Source organism: Kribbella sp. NPDC049174 (assembly GCF_043197365.1).
Lineage (GTDB): Bacteria > Actinomycetota > Actinomycetes > Propionibacteriales > Kribbellaceae > Kribbella.
Window position 1 is genome coordinate 15,723 of record NZ_JBICSZ010000015.1, and the last position, 17,428, is coordinate 33,150.

Genomic DNA, 17,428 nt, shown 5'->3' on the forward strand with positions numbered 1-17,428 from the left:
TAACGAACCTGTTCAGAGCTGGGCGCCGAGTGCCTTGACGACGGGTGCGATTTCCGCGTAAACGCCGGGAAAAGCAGGGTCGGCGCAGCCCTTGCCCCAGGAGACGGTGCCGAGGAGGCGTCCGTTGAGAACGAGTGGGCCGCCGGAGTCGCCCTGGCAGGCGTCGCCGGTGCCGTTGCCGGCGCAGACGTTCGACGCGGCGGCGTACCCGTTGGCGACGTACTCCTTGTTCGCCAGGCAGGTGTCGTCGCCGAGATCGGGTACGGCGACCTTCTGCAGGGTGTCGTCCGGTCCGGTGTCCGCGGTGTCGCCCCAGCCGTACACGGTCGGTACGGCGCCCTTCCGGTCAGCCTTCGGGTTGGTCTCGAGCGCGATCACCGGGACCTGCGTGAACGGTTGGGCCAGGGTGAGGACGGCGAAGTCGTTGCGGTTGTTCTTCGTGTTGTAGCCCGGATGGATCCACACCTTGCTGATCCCGGACACCCGCCCGGTCGAGTCGTCACTCAACTCGGCCCGGCCCTGGACCGCCGTGTACGTCGACACCGGTTTGACCATGCAATGCGCGGCCGTCAGCACCTTGTCCGGCGCCACCAGAACGGCACCACACCACCGCCCGGTCGGCCGCGACGACTGCGAGTTCGTCAACGCCACCGCCCACGGCGCCTCACTGACACTCGCCAACGTCCCACCGACGATCACCCGCTTGTCGACCGAAGCCGACACCGCCCCGGCGGACACCAGCAGAAGAACCCCGGCAAGCACAACAGCCCGTCTCAGCATGCCAACGAACTTACTCCAAGTGACCGTTTGATTACGCAAGTGTCAGTGTAGTTCCTCGCGCGGTGGGGACAGGGAGCCATGAGGCTGACAGAAACCGCGGATGTCTGGTGGAAGAACGCAGTGGTGTATTGCCTGGATGTCGAGACCTTCTTCGACACCGACGGCGACGGGCGCGGTGATCTGCGCGGGGTCAGTCAGCGGATTGACCACCTGGCCGAGTTGGGGGTGACCTGCCTGTGGCTGATGCCGTTCTACCCGACTCCGGACCGCGACGACGGCTACGACATCACCGACTTCTACGGTGTCGATCCGCGGCTGGGCACGCACGGCGATCTCGTCGAGCTGATCACGCTCGCCCAGGATCGGGGCATGCGGGTGATCGCCGACCTGGTCGTCAACCACACGTCCGACCAGCATCCGTGGTTCCAGAGCGCGCGGGCTTCGCGGCAGTCGCCGTACCGGGACTGGTACGTCTGGCGGGACGAGCCGCCGGCGGATGCGGACAAGGGCATCGTGTTCCCGGACCAGGAGGACAGTCTCTGGCAGTACGACGAGAAGGCCGGCCAGTACTACCTGCACAGGTTCTACAAGCACCAGCCGGATCTCGACATCACGAACCCCGCGGTGCGCGAAGAGATCATGCGAGTGATCGGCTTCTGGCTGCAACTGGGGCTGTCCGGGTTCCGGGTGGACGCCGTACCGTTCCTGATCGACCCGGCGGGCTCGCTCGACGTGGCCGACCTGCCGGACCCGCACGACTACCTGCGTGACCTGCGGGCCTTCCTGTCCCGGCGGAGCGGGCAGGCGATGCTGCTCGGTGAGGTCAACCTGCCGTACAAGGACACCCGGACCTTCTTCGGTGACGAGGACGCTGACGAGCTGACCATGTCCTTCGACTTCATCGGGATGCAGCGGCTCTACCTGTCGTTGGCGCGGAGCAACCCGGCCGAGCTGGCGAAGGCGCTGCGGGAGCGTCCGGATCCGCCGGAGGAGGCGCAGTGGGGCACGTTCGTTCGCAACCACGACGAGCTCACGCTGGACAAGCTGTCCGACGAGGAGCGGCAGGAGGTCTTCGACGCCTTCGGCCCCGAGAAGTCCATGCAGCTGTACGGCCGCGGTCTGCGCCGCCGGCTGCCGCCGATGCTCGACAACGACCCGGCCCGGCTCAAGATGGTCTACAGCCTGCTGTTCTCGCTGCCCGGTACGCCGGTGCTGTTCTACGGCGAGGAGATCGGTATGGGCGAGAACCTCGCCATCGAAGGGCGGAACGCGGTCCGTACGCCGATGCAGTGGACGGCCGACGCGAACGGCGGATTCTCGACCGCGGACCCGAACGACCTCGCCGCCGCCGTCCCCGAGGGCGACTTCAGCCCCGAGCACGTCAACGTCGTGGCCCAGCGTCGCGACCCCGAGTCACTCCTCAACTGGATCAAGCTCCTCGCCCAGCGGTACCGCGAGTGCCCCGAGCTCTCCTGGGGTGACTGCACCATCCTCGAGCACCAGTCGCCGACTGTGTTCGCCCACCGCTCGGACTGCGAGGACGGCCGCATCGTCGCTGTCCACAACTTCGGCGCCGAACCCACCCGCACGACCCTCGCGGTGGCCGGCACGGGAGTCGGTGTGCGAGCAGTCGACCTTCTCGAGGACCGTACGACGAACGTCGGCGAGGACGGCGTGCTCGAGATCGAACTGGAGCCCTACGGCGCCCGCTGGCTCCGGATCATCCGCCCGGGCGATCGCTATATCGTCTGAGCATCAGCGCGAGACCGAGCAGGACGGTCCACAGTCCCCAGGCCGTGCTGCCGACGAATCCGGCCGGTTCCCAGACCGGGAAGTCGGGCAGAGCGGTGGCGAGCACATCACCTTGGTTGACCAGGTAGAGCAGGCTCGCCGCCAGCCCGGCCCAGCCGATCCAGCGGGGCAGGGCGTTGGTGCGGAGGATGACCACGCTGACGCCGAGGCTCCACATGATCGCGAGGATCTGGCCGAGGTGCTCGCCCAATAGTGCTCCGCCGTACTGGTGCTGAGCGGTCCACGCGGCGACGACCGCCGGATCGCCCTCGGCGTACGCCCGGGCCAGCGGCGGCACGACGAAGACCCAGCGTAGGAAGCCGATCAGGGCCAGCAGGACCGAGGCGGCGCCGATCGCGGTCGCCACCCGGAGCAGGGTCGAGCTCTCCCGATTGATTGCTCTGGGCAACATCAGGATCGGGATCGCGAGCAGTCCGTAGGTCCAGGCGGTGGCGAACCAGGTCCAGACCAGGCTCGATCCGCCCGCGGCGAACGAGGTGAGCACCTCGTCGGCCGGTTCGCGCAGGATGTCCGGCCAGTCGAAGGTGGCGGACAGAACGGTCGCGGCGACGGCGAAGCTGACCGCGCTGACGATGAACAGAACTCCGGTGATCCGGCGCATGACGGGTGCCTTCCGACGAAATTGTACGGCGTACAGAGTTAGTCTGCATCTAATCCTGTACGCTGTCCAGAGTTAGGAGGCGTGGATGGCGACAAGAGGCCGGCCGGGGCCGCGGCGGACGTTGAGTGAGGACGAGATTCTCGACGCGGCGCTGGTGCTGCTGGACGAGGGCGGGCCGGCGGCCGCGTCGATCCGCGGGATCGCGGCGAAGGTCGGAGTCGCGCCGAACGCGGTCTACACCTACTTCCCCGACAAGGGGGCGGTGGTCCGCGCGCTGGTGGAGAAACTGCTGGGCGAGGCGGATGCCGGTGAGTTCGCCGACGAGGGCAAGCCGTGGCGGGATCGGGTGGAGGCGCTCGCGGTGGAGCTTCGCCGTCGGCTGGTCGCGCACCCGGGGGCGGCCGCGTTGCTGATGAGCGGTCCGATGGACGGCCCGCGCGCGACCGCGCTGAACGAACGCTTGCTGGATCTGCTGATCGGTGCCGGCGTCGAGCCTGCCGACGCGGCCCGGGCGACGTACCTGCTGATCGTGTACGTCCTGGGAGCGATCGCCCTCGAGGTCGCCGACGAGACCGGCCCCGGGCCGCTGCCGCCGGAGGATGATCGGGTGGCGCGCCGGCGGGCCGGGTTCGCTCAGATCCCGGCGGAGGTGTTCCCGCGATCGGCCGCGGCGGCGCCGACGATGTCGCGCTACATCACCACGGACCAGTACCTCTGGGGGCTGCACCGCCTGCTCGACGGCATCGACCCGACGTGAAAGGTGGCCACCCCGGCCACGCATGCCGGGGTGGCCACGTCTAGACCTTAAGCCCTGTAAGCGGTCCACATGCTGCTGATGCGGGTGCTCTGGCCTGAGGTGAACTGGTTGTAGCAGGAGTCGTACGAGTAATCCATGTAGTTGTGGATCGGGTCGAGGCCCGGCAGTGAGCAGGAGTCACGGCCCTCCGGGCAGCCGTTGGTGGAGCTGCTCTGCGCCGGCGTGTCCGAGACCTCGTCGTTCGTGGTCGTACAGCCGCCCTGGAAGGTGTGGTACAGCCCGAACCAGTGGCCGGCCTCGTGGGTGGCGGTCTCGCCCAGGTTGTAGTTGGCGATGCTGCCGCCCGGCAGCGAGTCGTAGTGCACCCGGATGCCGTCGACACCGGGGCTGCGGTCGTAGTCCCACGGGAACGTGGCGATCCCGAGGTAGGCGAAGTCGACCAGCCAGATGTTCAGCGCGTTCGCGCCGCCCTTGCGGGTCTGCTTGCGGTACGTGCTGCTCTGCTTGTCCTTGTGCCACTGGTTGTTGTTGTAGCGGAATGTCCCGGCCAGCGTGAAGGTGAAGCCGGTGTTCGCCGCGGCCGAGGACTCTCCGCCGGCGAACGTGTTGTTCAGTACGGTGATCTGCTGCGCGATCTGGCTGTCGGTGACGTCACCGGCGCCGGCTGCGTCGCGCATCACGTGGACGTAGACCGGCACGGTCGCGGCCGCCAGCGCACCCTTCGGTACGGCGATACCGCGGGCAGCCTTTGCCTTCAGCAGCTGTGCGGTCCGGGCCTCGATCGCCTTCTGCTCGGCGGCCGACACGTCCCGGGTGTCCGGACCGTGGCCACCCTTGGCGGACGCACTGGCCGACGGGACGAAGCAGTCGGCTGCCTGGTCCGCGGGGAGTTTGGCGGTCGCCTGACCACCGAGTGGGCTGAAGACGAGCGCCGTACCGGCCAGCATGACCGCCAGGGCGCGGGGACGGGTGATGAAAGATCGCATGGATGCGCTCCTCCGGGTCGGGCCGCTGGGCGGGCGGCCGGTTGCCCGGCATCCTCCGCAACAACTTCCCGTCTCCGGAAGCGATCACCGCCAAATTCCCCGCGGTCTAGGGAAAACCTTCGGTGCTCGCAGGGGAGCGCAGGCTTCCGTAGCGTTCCATCCTTTGCCAGCGGAGGCGGGAGCCGGCGAGGGCGGTGAACACCGACTGGATGACGACCAGGTACATGAGCTGCCGATAGACGAACTGCTGCAGCGGCAGCGTCCACAGCGGTCCAGCCCGCTCACTATCCAGGTGGAACGCATAGCGACCCATGGCGAACTGCAAGGCCAGGAAGCCCAGCCAGACCAGCCCCACCCGGAGCGGATCGAGGAAGAGCAGGCCATAGAGGGCGAACACGTCGACCACCGGCGCCAGGAGCGGCAGCAGCACCTGGAACATCAGGAGGTAGCTCAGACCGCGTCGGCCGAGCTTGCCGGCCTGACCGCGCTGCACCAACGCACCACGGTGCTTCCACATCGCCTGCAACGTGCCGTAGCACCAGCGGTACCGCTGCCGCCACAGCGCACCCAGCGACGCCGGCGCCTCGGTCCACGCGACCGCACGCTCCTCGTAGACGACCCGCCACCCGTCCCGGCACAGAGCCATCGTCAGGTCGGTGTCCTCCGCCAGTGTCACGTCACTGAGCCCGCCGATCCGTTCCAGCGCCGTACGACGGAAGCCGCCGACCGCACCGGGCACGGTCGGCATGCACTCGGCCAGGTCGAACAGCCGCCGGTCCAGGTTGAAGCCGACCACGTACTCGATGTGCTGCCAGCGACCCAGCAGCCCTCGCCGGTTGCCGACCTTCGCATTACCCGACACGGCTCCGACGGATGGGTCGGCGAAGGGCTGGATCAGCATCCGGACCGCGTCCGGCTCGAACACCGTGTCGCCGTCGACCATGACGATCAGGTCGAAGTGTGCAGCCTGCAGCCCGGTGTTGAGGGCGACCGGCTTCCCCGCGTTCCGCTGCCGGATCACGCGGACGCCCGGGATACGCAGTGCCTCGACGATGTCCGCCGTACCGTCGGTCGAACCGTCGTCGACCACGATCACCTCGATCGGGTGGTCCGACGCGACCAGTGACCGGATGGCCGCTTCGATCCCGGCGCTCTCGTTGTACGCCGGGACGATCACGCTGACGGGCTCGGTCACCGGGTCACCCCACGACCAGTCCCGCTGCCGGGCGTGCCGCCGCGCCGCGACCACGGTGGTGATCGCGCGGAGCACGCTCAGCGCGCCGGCGGCGTACAGGAACCACGTCAGCAGGGTCAGGACGCCGTCACTGATCCGCAGCGCCCCAATGGCTGCCAGGCCACGCCCACGCTCGATCAGGCTGGCCTTGTGCACGGGCTGCGGCAGCCCCACCGAGTCGCTCACGGTCGCGAACTTGAACCCACGCGACTTCAGCGTCGGGATCAGCTTGGCCAGCGCGGCGACGGTCTCACTCCGGTCGCCACCCGCGTCGTGCATCAGGAGCACCTGCCCCGCGGTCCCGCGCGGCATCGAGTTGGCGATCACCTTGGTGGTCCCCGGTCGCCGCCAGTCCTCGCTGTCCTGTGTGCTCAGCACGGTCAGGTAGCCGGCCTGGCGAGCCGCCTCGATCGAGGTCCAGTCGGCGTTGGTCAGCGCGTTCGCCTCGGACGAGTACGGCGGTCGCAGCAGCGGCGTACTCATCCCGGTCGCGCCGGCCAGGATCAGCTGGCTCTGCCGCAGCTCGAGCGATCGGCGCCAGCCGGCCGCCGTACCCAGGTTCGCGTGGGTGAACGTGTGCACGCCGATTTGGTGGCCTTCGGCAACAATCCGCCGGGCGATCTCCGGGTGGGCGGCGACCTCGGTGCCGACGACGAAGAACGTCGCATGGACCTTCTGGGCCTTGAGCAGATCGAGCACCTTCGGGGTCCAGACCGGATCCGGGCCGTCGTCGAAGGTCAGCGCGATGGTCCGCGCGGCGGGCCGGACCGAGCGGATGTCGGCAGGCCGCGCGTCGATCACCGGACCGCCGTCGACGACCTTCCGCGGTACGGCGCCGGCCGGCCCGCCGGCCGTGACCGCGCCGTCGGGCTCGGTGCCGAACATGTGATGCGTGTAGCCGTGCAGAACCAGCATGCTCGACAGACAGACGAGCAGCACAGTCAGCACGACCCAGTGGGTGCGCAGCGGGACGGGTTTCGCGCGTCGCGCGACCGGACGACTCACGGCCTGGACGGCGACTTGGTCCGACCAGGCGGCACGGTCGGCTTGTTGCTGGCGTGTGCGGTAGTGGGTTTACCCGGTGGGGTGGTGGGTGATCCGGTCACCGGAGTGGTCGGCGCGATCGTCGGGGTGGGTACGACGGTGGGCGTGCTGCTCGGGACCGGCGTACTACTCGAAGTGGGTGTGCTCGTCGGCTCGGTTGCGCGGTCCGGCGTCACGGCCGACTCGCTCGGACGCTCGGACTGCACGGCGGCCGGCCCAGGCGGCACCAGCGGCTTCTCGACCGCCGGCTTCCCGGCCTCCGGCAACGGAACGAGCGGAGTGTCCAGACTCGGTCCACCGAGCAGACTGCTGACCAGCAGGATCAGGTACCCCACAACAGGTACGGCGAGCAACGCACCGCCGCGCCGGATGGCTCGATGGCGACGCCCGGTCGAGTCCAAGAAAACCGGCCGCCGGACGGAGGGCGACTTCACAAGCGCGAGATCTTACTAGCCTCACCGGTACTCCAAAACCCGCCCCACTGCGTCAAACGCTTGCATCACAAGGATTTTCGTCGCGCGCGATCGCGAGACAACACCTCAGCGTTACACCGCTTGCAGCAAGTGACATGACCAGCCGGTAGCGATTCCTTCGCCGTCCGCCCGCGTGTCAGCATGCACGCGCCCGGCCGTCCCGCCGCGCCGCCCCGTCCGCCCCGGAAGCGCACCTCACCGCGAGTCCCGGGCTCACCCGAAGGAGCTTGCCCGGCATGTCCCGCTCCCGCCGCGCCCTGACGGCCATGTCCCTCGCCGTCGCCCTCGTCGCTCCCAACCTCCCGCTTCAGGCCGCTGCCCGGCCTGCTCACTCGGCGGCGGCTGCGCAGGCCGCCGAGCTGCAGGGCTGGCGCAGCCAGATCGGGCAGCCCGATCCGGAGCTCAACGCCGTCCTGCCTGCCGGGGTGCCTCGCGGCGAGCAGACTCCGACGCCGGTCAAGCGCGACGCACGACGGGTGAAGGAGCTCGCCGGACAGCGCACGCCGACCAGCAAGACGTTCGAGTTGGCGGACGGCCGGCGCGAGGTAGAGCTGTCCTCCGAGCCGGTTCACTTCCGGGCGCCGGACGGCAGCCTGCAGCCGATCGACACCACCGTCCGAACGAGCAAGGCGACCGGCTTCAGCCTGGCCAACGAGACGAACAGCTTCCGCAGCTACTTCGGCAACCGGCCTGATCAGCTGGTCAGGTTCGAGTTGGACGGTCGCACCGTGACTCTCGGCACGCCGAGCACGAAGGTGCTGACCCCGGCAAGCTCCGGTGACACGGTCACCTATCCCGACGTCTTCGGCGACGCCGATCTGGTGTACGAGGTCGGCCCGGATCAGCTGAAGGAGAGCATCGTCCTGGAGTCGGCGCCGGCCGATCCGACGTACCACTTCACGCTGAAGCTGGCAGGGGTGAAGGCCGAGCAGCAGCCGGACGGCTCGATCGCCTTCTACCGACAGAGCGGGGTCGGACGACCGCTGTTCACGATGCCGCGGCCGTTCATGACGGACGCGCGCGACGACGCGTCGTCGCCGTACGGCAAGGCCTTCAGTGACCAGGTGACTCAGACGGTCACGCAGCACGGGGCGAACATCGACATCACCGTGCGGGCCGACGTTGCCTGGCTGAACAGCCCGGACCGCCAGTACCCGGTGGTGATCGACCCCACGATCGCGGTGGAACCGGCGCCGGATCAGGCGCAGGACGCGATGGTGGATTCCAGCCTGCCGGCGAACAACTACGGAGGCATCAGCGGCCTGCAGGTCGGGACGACCACGACGGGCAAGCGCCGGAGCCTGCTGAAATTCGACATCTCGAGCGTGCCTGCCGGGACGACGGTCGATTCGGCGCAGCTCAAGCTGTACTTCGACCAGACGTTCCAGACCAACGCGAACGCCGTCCAGTTGGAGGCGCGTCTGGGGGCCTCGGCCTGGACCGAGTCGACGGTCAACTGGAACTCCTCGGTCAACACCACCCTGGGCAGCCTCGGTTACAACATGTCGTACGTCGACGACAGCTACACCGGCAAGACGTCGATGGTCGGAGCCTGGCTCGCCGGTACGTCGGCAGCGGCGGACGGAGGCGGCTACAAGTACCAGAACGACGCCGCGACGGGTTCGTCGTTCACCTGGATGCCGGACGTCACCGAGACGGGGTACTACGACGTCTACGCGGGATACCTCCAGGGATCCGACCGCGCGACGAACACGCCGTACAGCGTTCTGCACGGCGGGGGTACGTCGAACTACACGGTCGACCAGACCCAAGGCAGCGGAAACGTCCTGAAGGCCCTCGGATCGCTGCCGTTCAACCTGGGTGGTGGCTACCGGATCACGATGGGCGACGTCGCGGGCAAGGTCACGACCGCCGACACGATGCGGCTCATCAAGCGTGCCTACGACACGAAGGACGCCGGCGAGAGCAGCGTCTGGCACACGTTCAGCGTGCGCAACATGGTGCAGTACTGGCTCGACGGTTCGCCGAACAACGGCATCGTGGTCAAGGCAACGGACGAGACCCTCGGGCGAGGCGGACCGGTCTACCAGGCGAGCGAGTACGCCTACAACGGCTCGGACGTCCACCGGCATGCCAACCGGCCCAAGCTGGTCATCACCTACGGCCGCCCCGGCGTCAGCCTCAGTACGCCGACCACGATCGCCGCGACCGGCGCCACGCTGAACTGGAGCGCGTACGCCGACCCGAGCACCAGCACCGCCGACGACATCGTCGAGTACCAGGTGCACCGCAGCATCTTCCAGAACTTCACCCCGACCCCGGACACGCTGGTCTCGCCGGTACCCACCGGCACGACGACGTACGTGGACACGAGTGCTGAGCCGACTCCGGCCGACGACACCTCCGACGAAGGCGACGGCTACTACTACATGGTCGCCGTCAAGACGAAGGACGGAGGTCTGACCCCGTCGGCGACGCAACTTGCCCGCCTGCCGAAGGCAGGTCAGGTGGTGAAGTACTTCCAGGCGTCGGCCGACTCGACACTGTCGAGCGTTCAGTCCGCGACGAATCTCGACAAGATCGAGGGCGAGCCCTGGCTCGAGGTCGGTAACAACTCGACCTATGGCAAGACGCGGGCCGTCGTGAACTTCGGCACCGTCACCGCCGGCATTCCGGCAGGTTCCACGATTCTCGATGCCAAGTTCGGGCTCTGGAAGGCTCACTACGAAGGCACCGCGGCCCAGCTCAACGCGCACGCGTTGAGCAAGACCTTCGTCGAGGCGTCGACCACGTGGCTGAAGGCGAACTCGACGACGCCGTGGACAACGGCGGGCGGCGACTTCGGCTCGATGCTGGACTACGTGCCGGCCGCGAACATGAAACCGGATCCGACCTGGCACTGGTGGCAGGCGAAGACCGCCGTACAGAACTGGGTGAACACGGCCGGAAGTGAGCACGGTTTCCTGGTCAAGCAGGCCACCGAGACCAGCACCGGTCATGCGCTGTTCCTCAGCGCCGAAGCGGCCGAGCCGCTGCTCCGTCCGATCCTGAAGGTCACCTACCTGACGAAGACGCCGGAGTCCGCGTATCACGCGCCGAAGACGCCTCAGCGGCAGTCGCCTGCCGCGCAGTACCCGGTCGACGTGACGATCACGAACACGCAGGCGTTCGCCCTGAAGTCGTCGGACTACGCGTTGTCGTACCACTGGACGCTGCCCGACGGTACCGAGGTGACGTCGGCGGCGAACCGTCTCGACACGGCCCTGCCCGCCGATCTGGCTCCAGGGGCAGCGGTCAAGGTGACGGCTCAGGTGAAGAGCCCGACGGCAGCCGATCCCAGCAACAAGCGCGAAGACTTCGTCCTGCAATGGGATCTTCGCCACAAGACGACGGGCGCCTGGCTGTCCAAGACCACCGGGGGCGTGGGAGCACTGAACCAGAACGCCGCCGTCGAGGACCCGACCTCGGACCAGCTGGGACTGGAGAAGTTCTACCAGTACGCCGGAAAGAACACCGGCGCGGGCTCTTCGGCCATGGTGAACCTGGCCACCGGGAACGTTGCCTTCAGCTACAACGCGTTGTCGAACCCCAGCCGGGGCGCGTCCACGTTCGTGCGGATGACCTACAACAGCCTGGACACCTCGGCCTCCTCGATGGGCTACGGATGGTCGCTGTCGACGTCGACGCTGAACCGTTTGGGCTCGGCACTGGACTTCCATCCGCGTGGGCAGAAGTGGCCGACCGAGATCACGCTCACCGACGGGGACGGCACGAGCCACACGTTCGCGCTGAACAAGCACGGCACGACCGACGAGACCAAGTGGGACTACGACCACCCCAAGGGCGTGCACCTGTACCTGCAGAAGGTCGCTGACCCGCCGGACAACAAGACCTCCGTCAACCGCGCGTGGGTGCTGACCCGGCCCGACCGTACCCAGTTCTTCTTCGACGACCAGGGCTTCCAGTCGGTCATCCGGGACAAGAACGGCAACGAGACGCTGTTCACCTACGAGGAGCGCAAGAGCGCGAACAAGCCGGTCAAGTTCCTGGACTACATCACCGATGCGGCCGGCCGCCGTACGCTCACGCTCGACTACTTCGAGAAGGGTCAGGCGTACAGCTACATCAACGACGCCGGCGTGAAGACGGCGGCGACGAACCTGACGAACCCGAAGATCATCGACCAGGTCGAGTCGATCACGGACATCTCGGGCCGGAAGGTGACGTTCACGTACACCGACAAGGGCCTGATGGCCGAGCTCGTGGACGGCGCGGGGACGAGCCTGGCGAAGACGTTCAAGTTCGTCTACGACGCCACCAACACCAACAAGAACACCAAGCTGGTCCGGATCACCGATCCGCGGGGCAAGTCGACGAACCTGTCGTACTTCGCCGCGACGACGGATCCGAAGGACAAGTGGAAGCTCGAGAAGCTGACGGACCGGCTCGGCAAGACGACGACATTCGGCTACGTGCCGGTGACCGTCCCCGGTGCCACGGTGGAGACGACGGTCACCGACGCCACGCCGCGCGCGACCAAGTACCTCACCGACAGCTTCGGCCGGCCGGTCCAGACGACCAACGCGAAGAACGAGGTCACCAAGCTCAGCTGGGACGACGACCACAACGTCACCCAGCTCGAGGAGCCCAACGGCGCCAGGAGCACCTGGTCCTACGATCCGAAGACGGGCTTTCCGCTGACGATCAAGGACGCCGAGGCCAACGCCAACGGGACGCCCGCGACGGTGCTGAGCTACAACGTCGGCGGCAACGGCTTCTACGGTGAGCTGATCCGGAAGACCAGCCCGGAGGGGCGGGTCTGGACGTTCGGCTACGACCCGCTGGGCAACCTGATGTCGGTCACCGACCCCAAGGGCAACGCCACCGCGACCGCCGACGACTACACGACCAAGTACACCTACGACGCGCTCGGCCAGCTGAAGACCTCGACCGACGCGAACAACCACACCACCACGTACTCGCTGTACGACGACACCGGGTACCCGAAGCGGATCACCGACGCGCTGACGAAGTCGACGGACTTCGGGTACGACCTCCGGGGCAACGTGCTGGCGGTCACCGACGCCAAGCTCAAGACGAGCAGCTACACGTACGACGTCTTCGGCCGCCCGATGACCACGAAGGTGCCGAAGGACGAGGCCGCGAACCTCTACATCAACACGCCGGCGCCGGTGTACGACGCCAACGACAACGTCACGCAGGCCACCGCCCCGAACGGCGCGGCCTCGACCAACGCCTACGACGACGCCGACCAGCTGATCTCCTCGAAGGCGCCCAAGGATCTCGCGACCGGACCGGAGCGGGAGACGAAGTACGAGTACGACGTGGTCGGCAACCTGCTGAAGCAGACCGAGCCGAAGGGCGTCCTGACGCCGGAGACGACGGACTTCGTCACCACGTACACGTACGACCCGATCTACCAGTTGCTGTCGGTCGACAACGCGCAGGACGACACGATCAGCTACGAGTACGACAACGTCGGCAACGTCGTGACGGTCGTCGATCCGCGGAAGTCGAAGACCACCGACCCGGCCGACTTCACCACCAAGACGACGTACGACAAGGCGCACCGGCCCAAGACGTCCACGGACGCCGCGGGCAAGAGCACGTCCCAGGAGTACGACCGCGACGGCAACGTGATCAGCTCGACGGATGCCGATGGCAACAAGACGCTGATCACGCTGGACGAGCGGGGCAAGACCGTCCAGGTCAAGGTCCCGCACAGCAAGGACGCCGGCGGCGCGGTGACGTACCGCACCACGCAGGTGGAGTACGACCAGGTCGGCAACCAGACGAAGGTGACCAGCCCGCGCGGTGTCGAGACCACCGACGACCCGGACGACTTCGCCCAGGTCACGGTGTACGACGCCCTGAACCGGCCGGCCGAGCAGATCGCGCCGTACGACGAGGACGACGCGCGCTACAACACGCCGGACAAGACCGTCATGACCTACGACGAGGTCGGCAACGTGACGAAGGTCAGCGCACCGGCGTCCGAAGGCCAGACGACGCGCAACGACACGTCGTACACGTACTTCGACAACGGCTGGGTCAAGTCCAGCACCGACCCGTGGGAGATCGCGGCGACCTACGGCTACAACGATCTGGGTCAGCAGACCGCGCGGACGCTGACCAGCGCGGGTGGCTCGTCGTCGCGCACGATGACGTGGGACTTCTTCCCCGACGGCAAGCTCAAGTCGCGCAGTGACGACGGCGTACCGGTCGGCTTGCACGTCTCGCTCGTGGACAACTCGGACACCGGCGATGTCGAGGCCACCGGGACGTGGGCGACCGCCACGACGGGCACCGGGTTCCAAGGGACGAACTACCGGACCCACGCCGCGGCGACCGGAAGCACGGACAAGCACACCTGGAAACTCAACGTCCCGGCCGACGGCAAGTACACCGTCTACGTCCGGTACCCGTCCGTCGCGGGTGCCTCGACGGCAGCGCCGTACGCGGTGAGCACCGGATCGACACCGGTGGCGAAGCCGGTCAACCAGACCACCGGCGCCGGCACCTGGGTCAGTCTCGGGGAGTTCACCTTCGCGGAAGCGACCACGGGCTCGGTCACGCTGGCTCCGGCCACCACCGGGACTGTCGTCGCCGACGCGGTCAAGGTCGTGCGCGACAACACGGGTGAGGCGGACACCGAGAAGAAGGACTTCACCTACGCGTACGACGCGAACGGCAACCTGCTGCAGATCACCGACACCCAGCCGGCCGCCAAGGTCAGCGACTACGCCGTCACGTACAACGGCCTGAACCAGGTGGCCAAGGTCGAGGAGAAGAAGGGCAGCACCCTCCTCAAGACGACCACCTACACGTACAACGAGAACGGCGCGCCGGTGACGCGCACCTTCGACGACGTCACCGACAAGAACGACCAGTACTCGTCGTACAGCTACGACGTCCGCGATCTGGTCGAGCAGGTCAAGAACGCCAAGACGGCGTCGGATCCGGCGCCGAAGATCGCGTCGTACACCTACACCGCCCGCGGCCAGACCGACGTCGAGACGAAGGCGAACGGCAACACGGTCGACAGCGAGTACTACCTCGACGGACTGGTCTCGTCGCAGATCGAGAAGAAGTCCAACGGCACGCTGGTCTCCCAGCACGCGATGGAGTACTCGCCCAACGGTCACCGGACCAAGGACACCGCCAAGGTCCAGAACGCCGACAACCACTCGGCCTACCTCGAGAACGTCTACGCCTACACGTTCGACCCACTCGACCGGGTCGCGAAGGTGGAGAAGAAGGACGCGAGCGGGTCGACGGTGCTGTCGACGGAGTCGTACACCCATGATGCGGCCAGCAACGTGGTCGCCCAGACGGTCAAGGGCGCGTCGACGACCTACTCGTACGACCGCAACCGGCTGCTGACCGCGACAACGGATGGCTCGACGGCGTCGTACACGTACGATCCGTTCGGTCGGCTGTCGCAAGTGTCGGCCGGCGGCAAGGTGATCGAGCGCAACACGTACGACGGCTACGACCGCATCATCAAGCACCGCCAGCTGCAGGACGACGGCTCGACGAAGACGACCGAGACCAGCTTCGACGCACTCGACCGGACCAGTTCGAAGGTCGAGGGCGCGAAGACCACGGAGTACAACTACCTCGGTCTGTCGGGCGAGGTGCTCTCCGAGGAGGTGGCCGGCCAGGTCACGGCGTCGTACCAGTACTCACCGTGGGGCTCGCGGCTGTCGCAGGTGAAGTTCAAGACCGACGGCAGCTCGGAGGACTCGTACTACGGCTACAACCCGCACAGCGACGTCGAGACTCTCACGTCAGAAGCCGGCGACACCCGCTCGACCTACGGCTACACGGCGTACGGCAAGAACGACGACGACCGCTTCACCGGCGTCGACAAGCCCGAAGCCCAGAACCCCGGCAAAGAGCCCTACAACGTCTACCGCTTCAACGCCAAACGCTGGGACCAGTCCTCGTCCTCCTACGACATGGGCTTCCGCAACTACTCGCCCGGCCTGAATCGCTTCCTCACCCGCGACACCTACACCGGCGCCCTGGCCGACCTCGACCTGGGCCTCGACCCCTGGACCAGCAACCGCTACGCCTTCGCCGGCGGCAACCCTGTCACCGGCGTGGAGGTGGACGGTCACTACGCCATCGACGACAACGGCGACCGGGTCGACCCGGTGTCCCAATCTCCCCTCCGCCCGCCGACGGTGACCAACGCCAAGTTGCAGGACCTCCTGGACTCCACTTACATACGGGAGCAGGCGGTCTCCGGGAGGGGTGATGGGAAGACTGCCGCGGCGCTGCGCTACGAGTTGGCGACCGGAAACAGGGTCAACAAGAAATTGCATCATCAAAAGGCGATCTCGCTCGCCGCAGGATACGCCGAACTGCTTCGGGCGAATGATCAGTTGAAATTCAATAAAGGTAGGGCCCTGTTGACCGCGCGGGAGGAGGCGATCGCTCATGGCGAGTTCAAGGAACTGTGGGACGTGCTGCAGCTGAAAGACCAGGGGGGAACGATCGACGCCGATCTCGACCAGGGAAACAAGCGGGCAGTGTTCAAGAGCACCCTGGAGGGCATCGCGGCGAACCAGGCAGTAGCAAGGCACACTGGTTCCGAGTTCGATGAAATCCATCCGAAGTCCTATACGAGGACGCTGCGGGTGCGCGGACCGTTGTCGATGTTCGGAAGAACACTCGGGGTGGCTGGTTTCGTCCTTGATGTTCCGATGTACGTGGAAGCCTTTCGAGCGTACAATGGTCAGCCGAATCAATTGGATGAGATGTTGTTCCCCGGTGCGAACTCTTGCTTGTTCCACTGTCAAGCGCCAGTGTCGTAGGAGAAGGCAATCATTACCGAGGTGACTTGTTCCACATACCCGGCTTATCTGACGGACGCGTTTCCGGAATGGCGCGATCAGATCGCATCGGATCTTCGCGCCTCGGCCTTCGGCGCCGACTGGCTGCTGGCTCACTCGTTGACCCGGGATGTTCTCCTGGGTGGTGTGCTGAGGCAGGCGACGGACCGCGCGGACGACGATCTGCTGCAGCGGTGGTACGAGGCGGTCGAGGTGCTGCTCGCGAGCCCGGATGGTGATCTCGAGGAAGCGATCCTCCATGAGATACCGAGGAATGCTGTGCGGAGCAGGATGCTCGCACTGCAGAGCCAGGCAAGATCAGGTCCGCTCCTGGCGAAGGCGATCGGGGATCATCTCGGCAACACCACGTGGCGACACAAGTCGGACTGGCTGGATGAACCGAGCCGCGAGGTGGCACACCAGCCCTCCGCGGATGTGTACCTGTTCCGGAACGAGCTGGTCTTTCACGGCAGGCGATTCTCCGATGGAAGCTCCAGTTACGTCATCACCGAGCCATTCGCAAGATTGCCTGCGAGCAGCGAGCCCGCGGCGGTCGGCGCAGTTTTGGCTGGAGTCTTGTCTCGCCTGGACGAGCAGTCGTCCGAAGTCCAGGACCAGTTGACTGAGTTCTTGGACTTCGTCGGTGGGGTGGATTGGCGGACGCTCTACACGCAATCGGTGGTTGTCCGTGTTGAATTCGCTTCCCCTGGTAGCGAGGCCACGCTGTGGTCGATCCGGGGGGACCAGCGCGGTGACCAGTTCGCGACCGAGCCACTCGACTCACCGATCCAGGCCAACCGGCTGAACCCCGATCGCTTGGGGGCGTCGCTCATCGCCGCCTTGCAACGCTCCTCGACCACTGGCTGGATCAACGGCTGATGCGGTGCCTGGAGGAGCTCCAGGGGGCGACCGGCTGATC

General features: G+C 66.8%; 9 protein-coding genes. 4 read left to right on the forward strand and 5 right to left on the reverse strand.

What is annotated here, in order from left to right; translation table 11 throughout:
* Window positions 1-12: 12 nt before the first annotated feature.
* Entirely contained in the window at window positions 13-780 is a 768-nt protein-coding gene (locus ACGFIF_RS41215) for a S1 family peptidase (protein WP_393162787.1), read from the reverse strand.
* Window positions 781-858: 78 nt separating this feature from the next.
* On the opposite strand from ACGFIF_RS41215, the gene ACGFIF_RS41220 reads away from it, so the two are divergent.
* Window positions 859-2,532 carry an alpha-amylase family protein gene (locus tag ACGFIF_RS41220; protein WP_393162789.1) on the forward strand — a complete coding sequence of 558 codons (1,674 nt, stop codon included), beginning with the start codon at window positions 859-861 and terminating at the stop codon, window positions 2,530-2,532.
* Here the strand turns inward: ACGFIF_RS41220 and ACGFIF_RS41225 are convergent.
* A complete protein-coding gene (locus tag ACGFIF_RS41225; RefSeq protein ID WP_393162791.1) occupies window positions 2,501-3,193 on the reverse strand; it encodes a DUF4386 domain-containing protein in 693 nt (230 codons plus the stop codon). The genes ACGFIF_RS41220 and ACGFIF_RS41225 overlap by 32 nt on opposite strands.
* A gap of 85 nt (window positions 3,194-3,278) precedes the next feature.
* On the opposite strand from ACGFIF_RS41225, the gene ACGFIF_RS41230 reads away from it, so the two are divergent.
* Window positions 3,279-3,950 carry a TetR/AcrR family transcriptional regulator gene (locus ACGFIF_RS41230; protein WP_393162793.1) on the forward strand — a complete coding sequence of 224 codons (672 nt, stop codon included), beginning with the start codon at window positions 3,279-3,281 and terminating at the stop codon, window positions 3,948-3,950.
* 47 nt (window positions 3,951-3,997) lie between these two features.
* On the opposite strand, the gene ACGFIF_RS41235 is transcribed toward ACGFIF_RS41230, so the two are convergent.
* The 3 genes from ACGFIF_RS41235 to ACGFIF_RS41245 all read right to left on the reverse strand — a co-directional run bounded on the left by ACGFIF_RS41235 (window position 3,998) and on the right by ACGFIF_RS41245 (window position 7,648).
* A complete protein-coding gene (locus tag ACGFIF_RS41235; RefSeq protein ID WP_393162795.1) occupies window positions 3,998-4,936 on the reverse strand; it encodes a zinc metalloprotease in 939 nt (312 codons plus the stop codon).
* 106 nt (window positions 4,937-5,042) lie between these two features.
* Window positions 5,043-7,175 carry a bifunctional polysaccharide deacetylase/glycosyltransferase family 2 protein gene (locus ACGFIF_RS41240; RefSeq protein ID WP_393162797.1) on the reverse strand — a complete coding sequence of 711 codons (2,133 nt, stop codon included), beginning with the start codon at window positions 7,173-7,175 and terminating at the stop codon, window positions 5,043-5,045.
* Window positions 7,172-7,648 carry a hypothetical protein gene (locus ACGFIF_RS41245; protein WP_393162799.1) on the reverse strand — a complete coding sequence of 159 codons (477 nt, stop codon included), beginning with the start codon at window positions 7,646-7,648 and terminating at the stop codon, window positions 7,172-7,174. The genes ACGFIF_RS41240 and ACGFIF_RS41245 overlap by 4 nt, the downstream gene beginning before the upstream one ends.
* Window positions 7,649-7,923: 275 nt before the next feature.
* Here ACGFIF_RS41245 and ACGFIF_RS41250 point away from each other — a divergent pair, with 275 nt between their 5' ends.
* Together ACGFIF_RS41250 and ACGFIF_RS41255 are read left to right on the forward strand one after the other, a co-directional pair.
* Window positions 7,924-16,491 (forward strand): DNRLRE domain-containing protein, encoded by an 8,568-nt coding sequence (locus ACGFIF_RS41250; protein WP_393162801.1) that lies wholly within the window; start codon window positions 7,924-7,926, stop codon window positions 16,489-16,491.
* Between the two features lie 231 nt (window positions 16,492-16,722).
* Window positions 16,723-17,388: a hypothetical protein gene (locus ACGFIF_RS41255; protein WP_393162803.1), complete on the forward strand. Its 666-nt coding sequence runs from the start codon at window positions 16,723-16,725 to the stop codon at window positions 17,386-17,388.
* Window positions 17,389-17,428 lie beyond the last annotated feature (40 nt).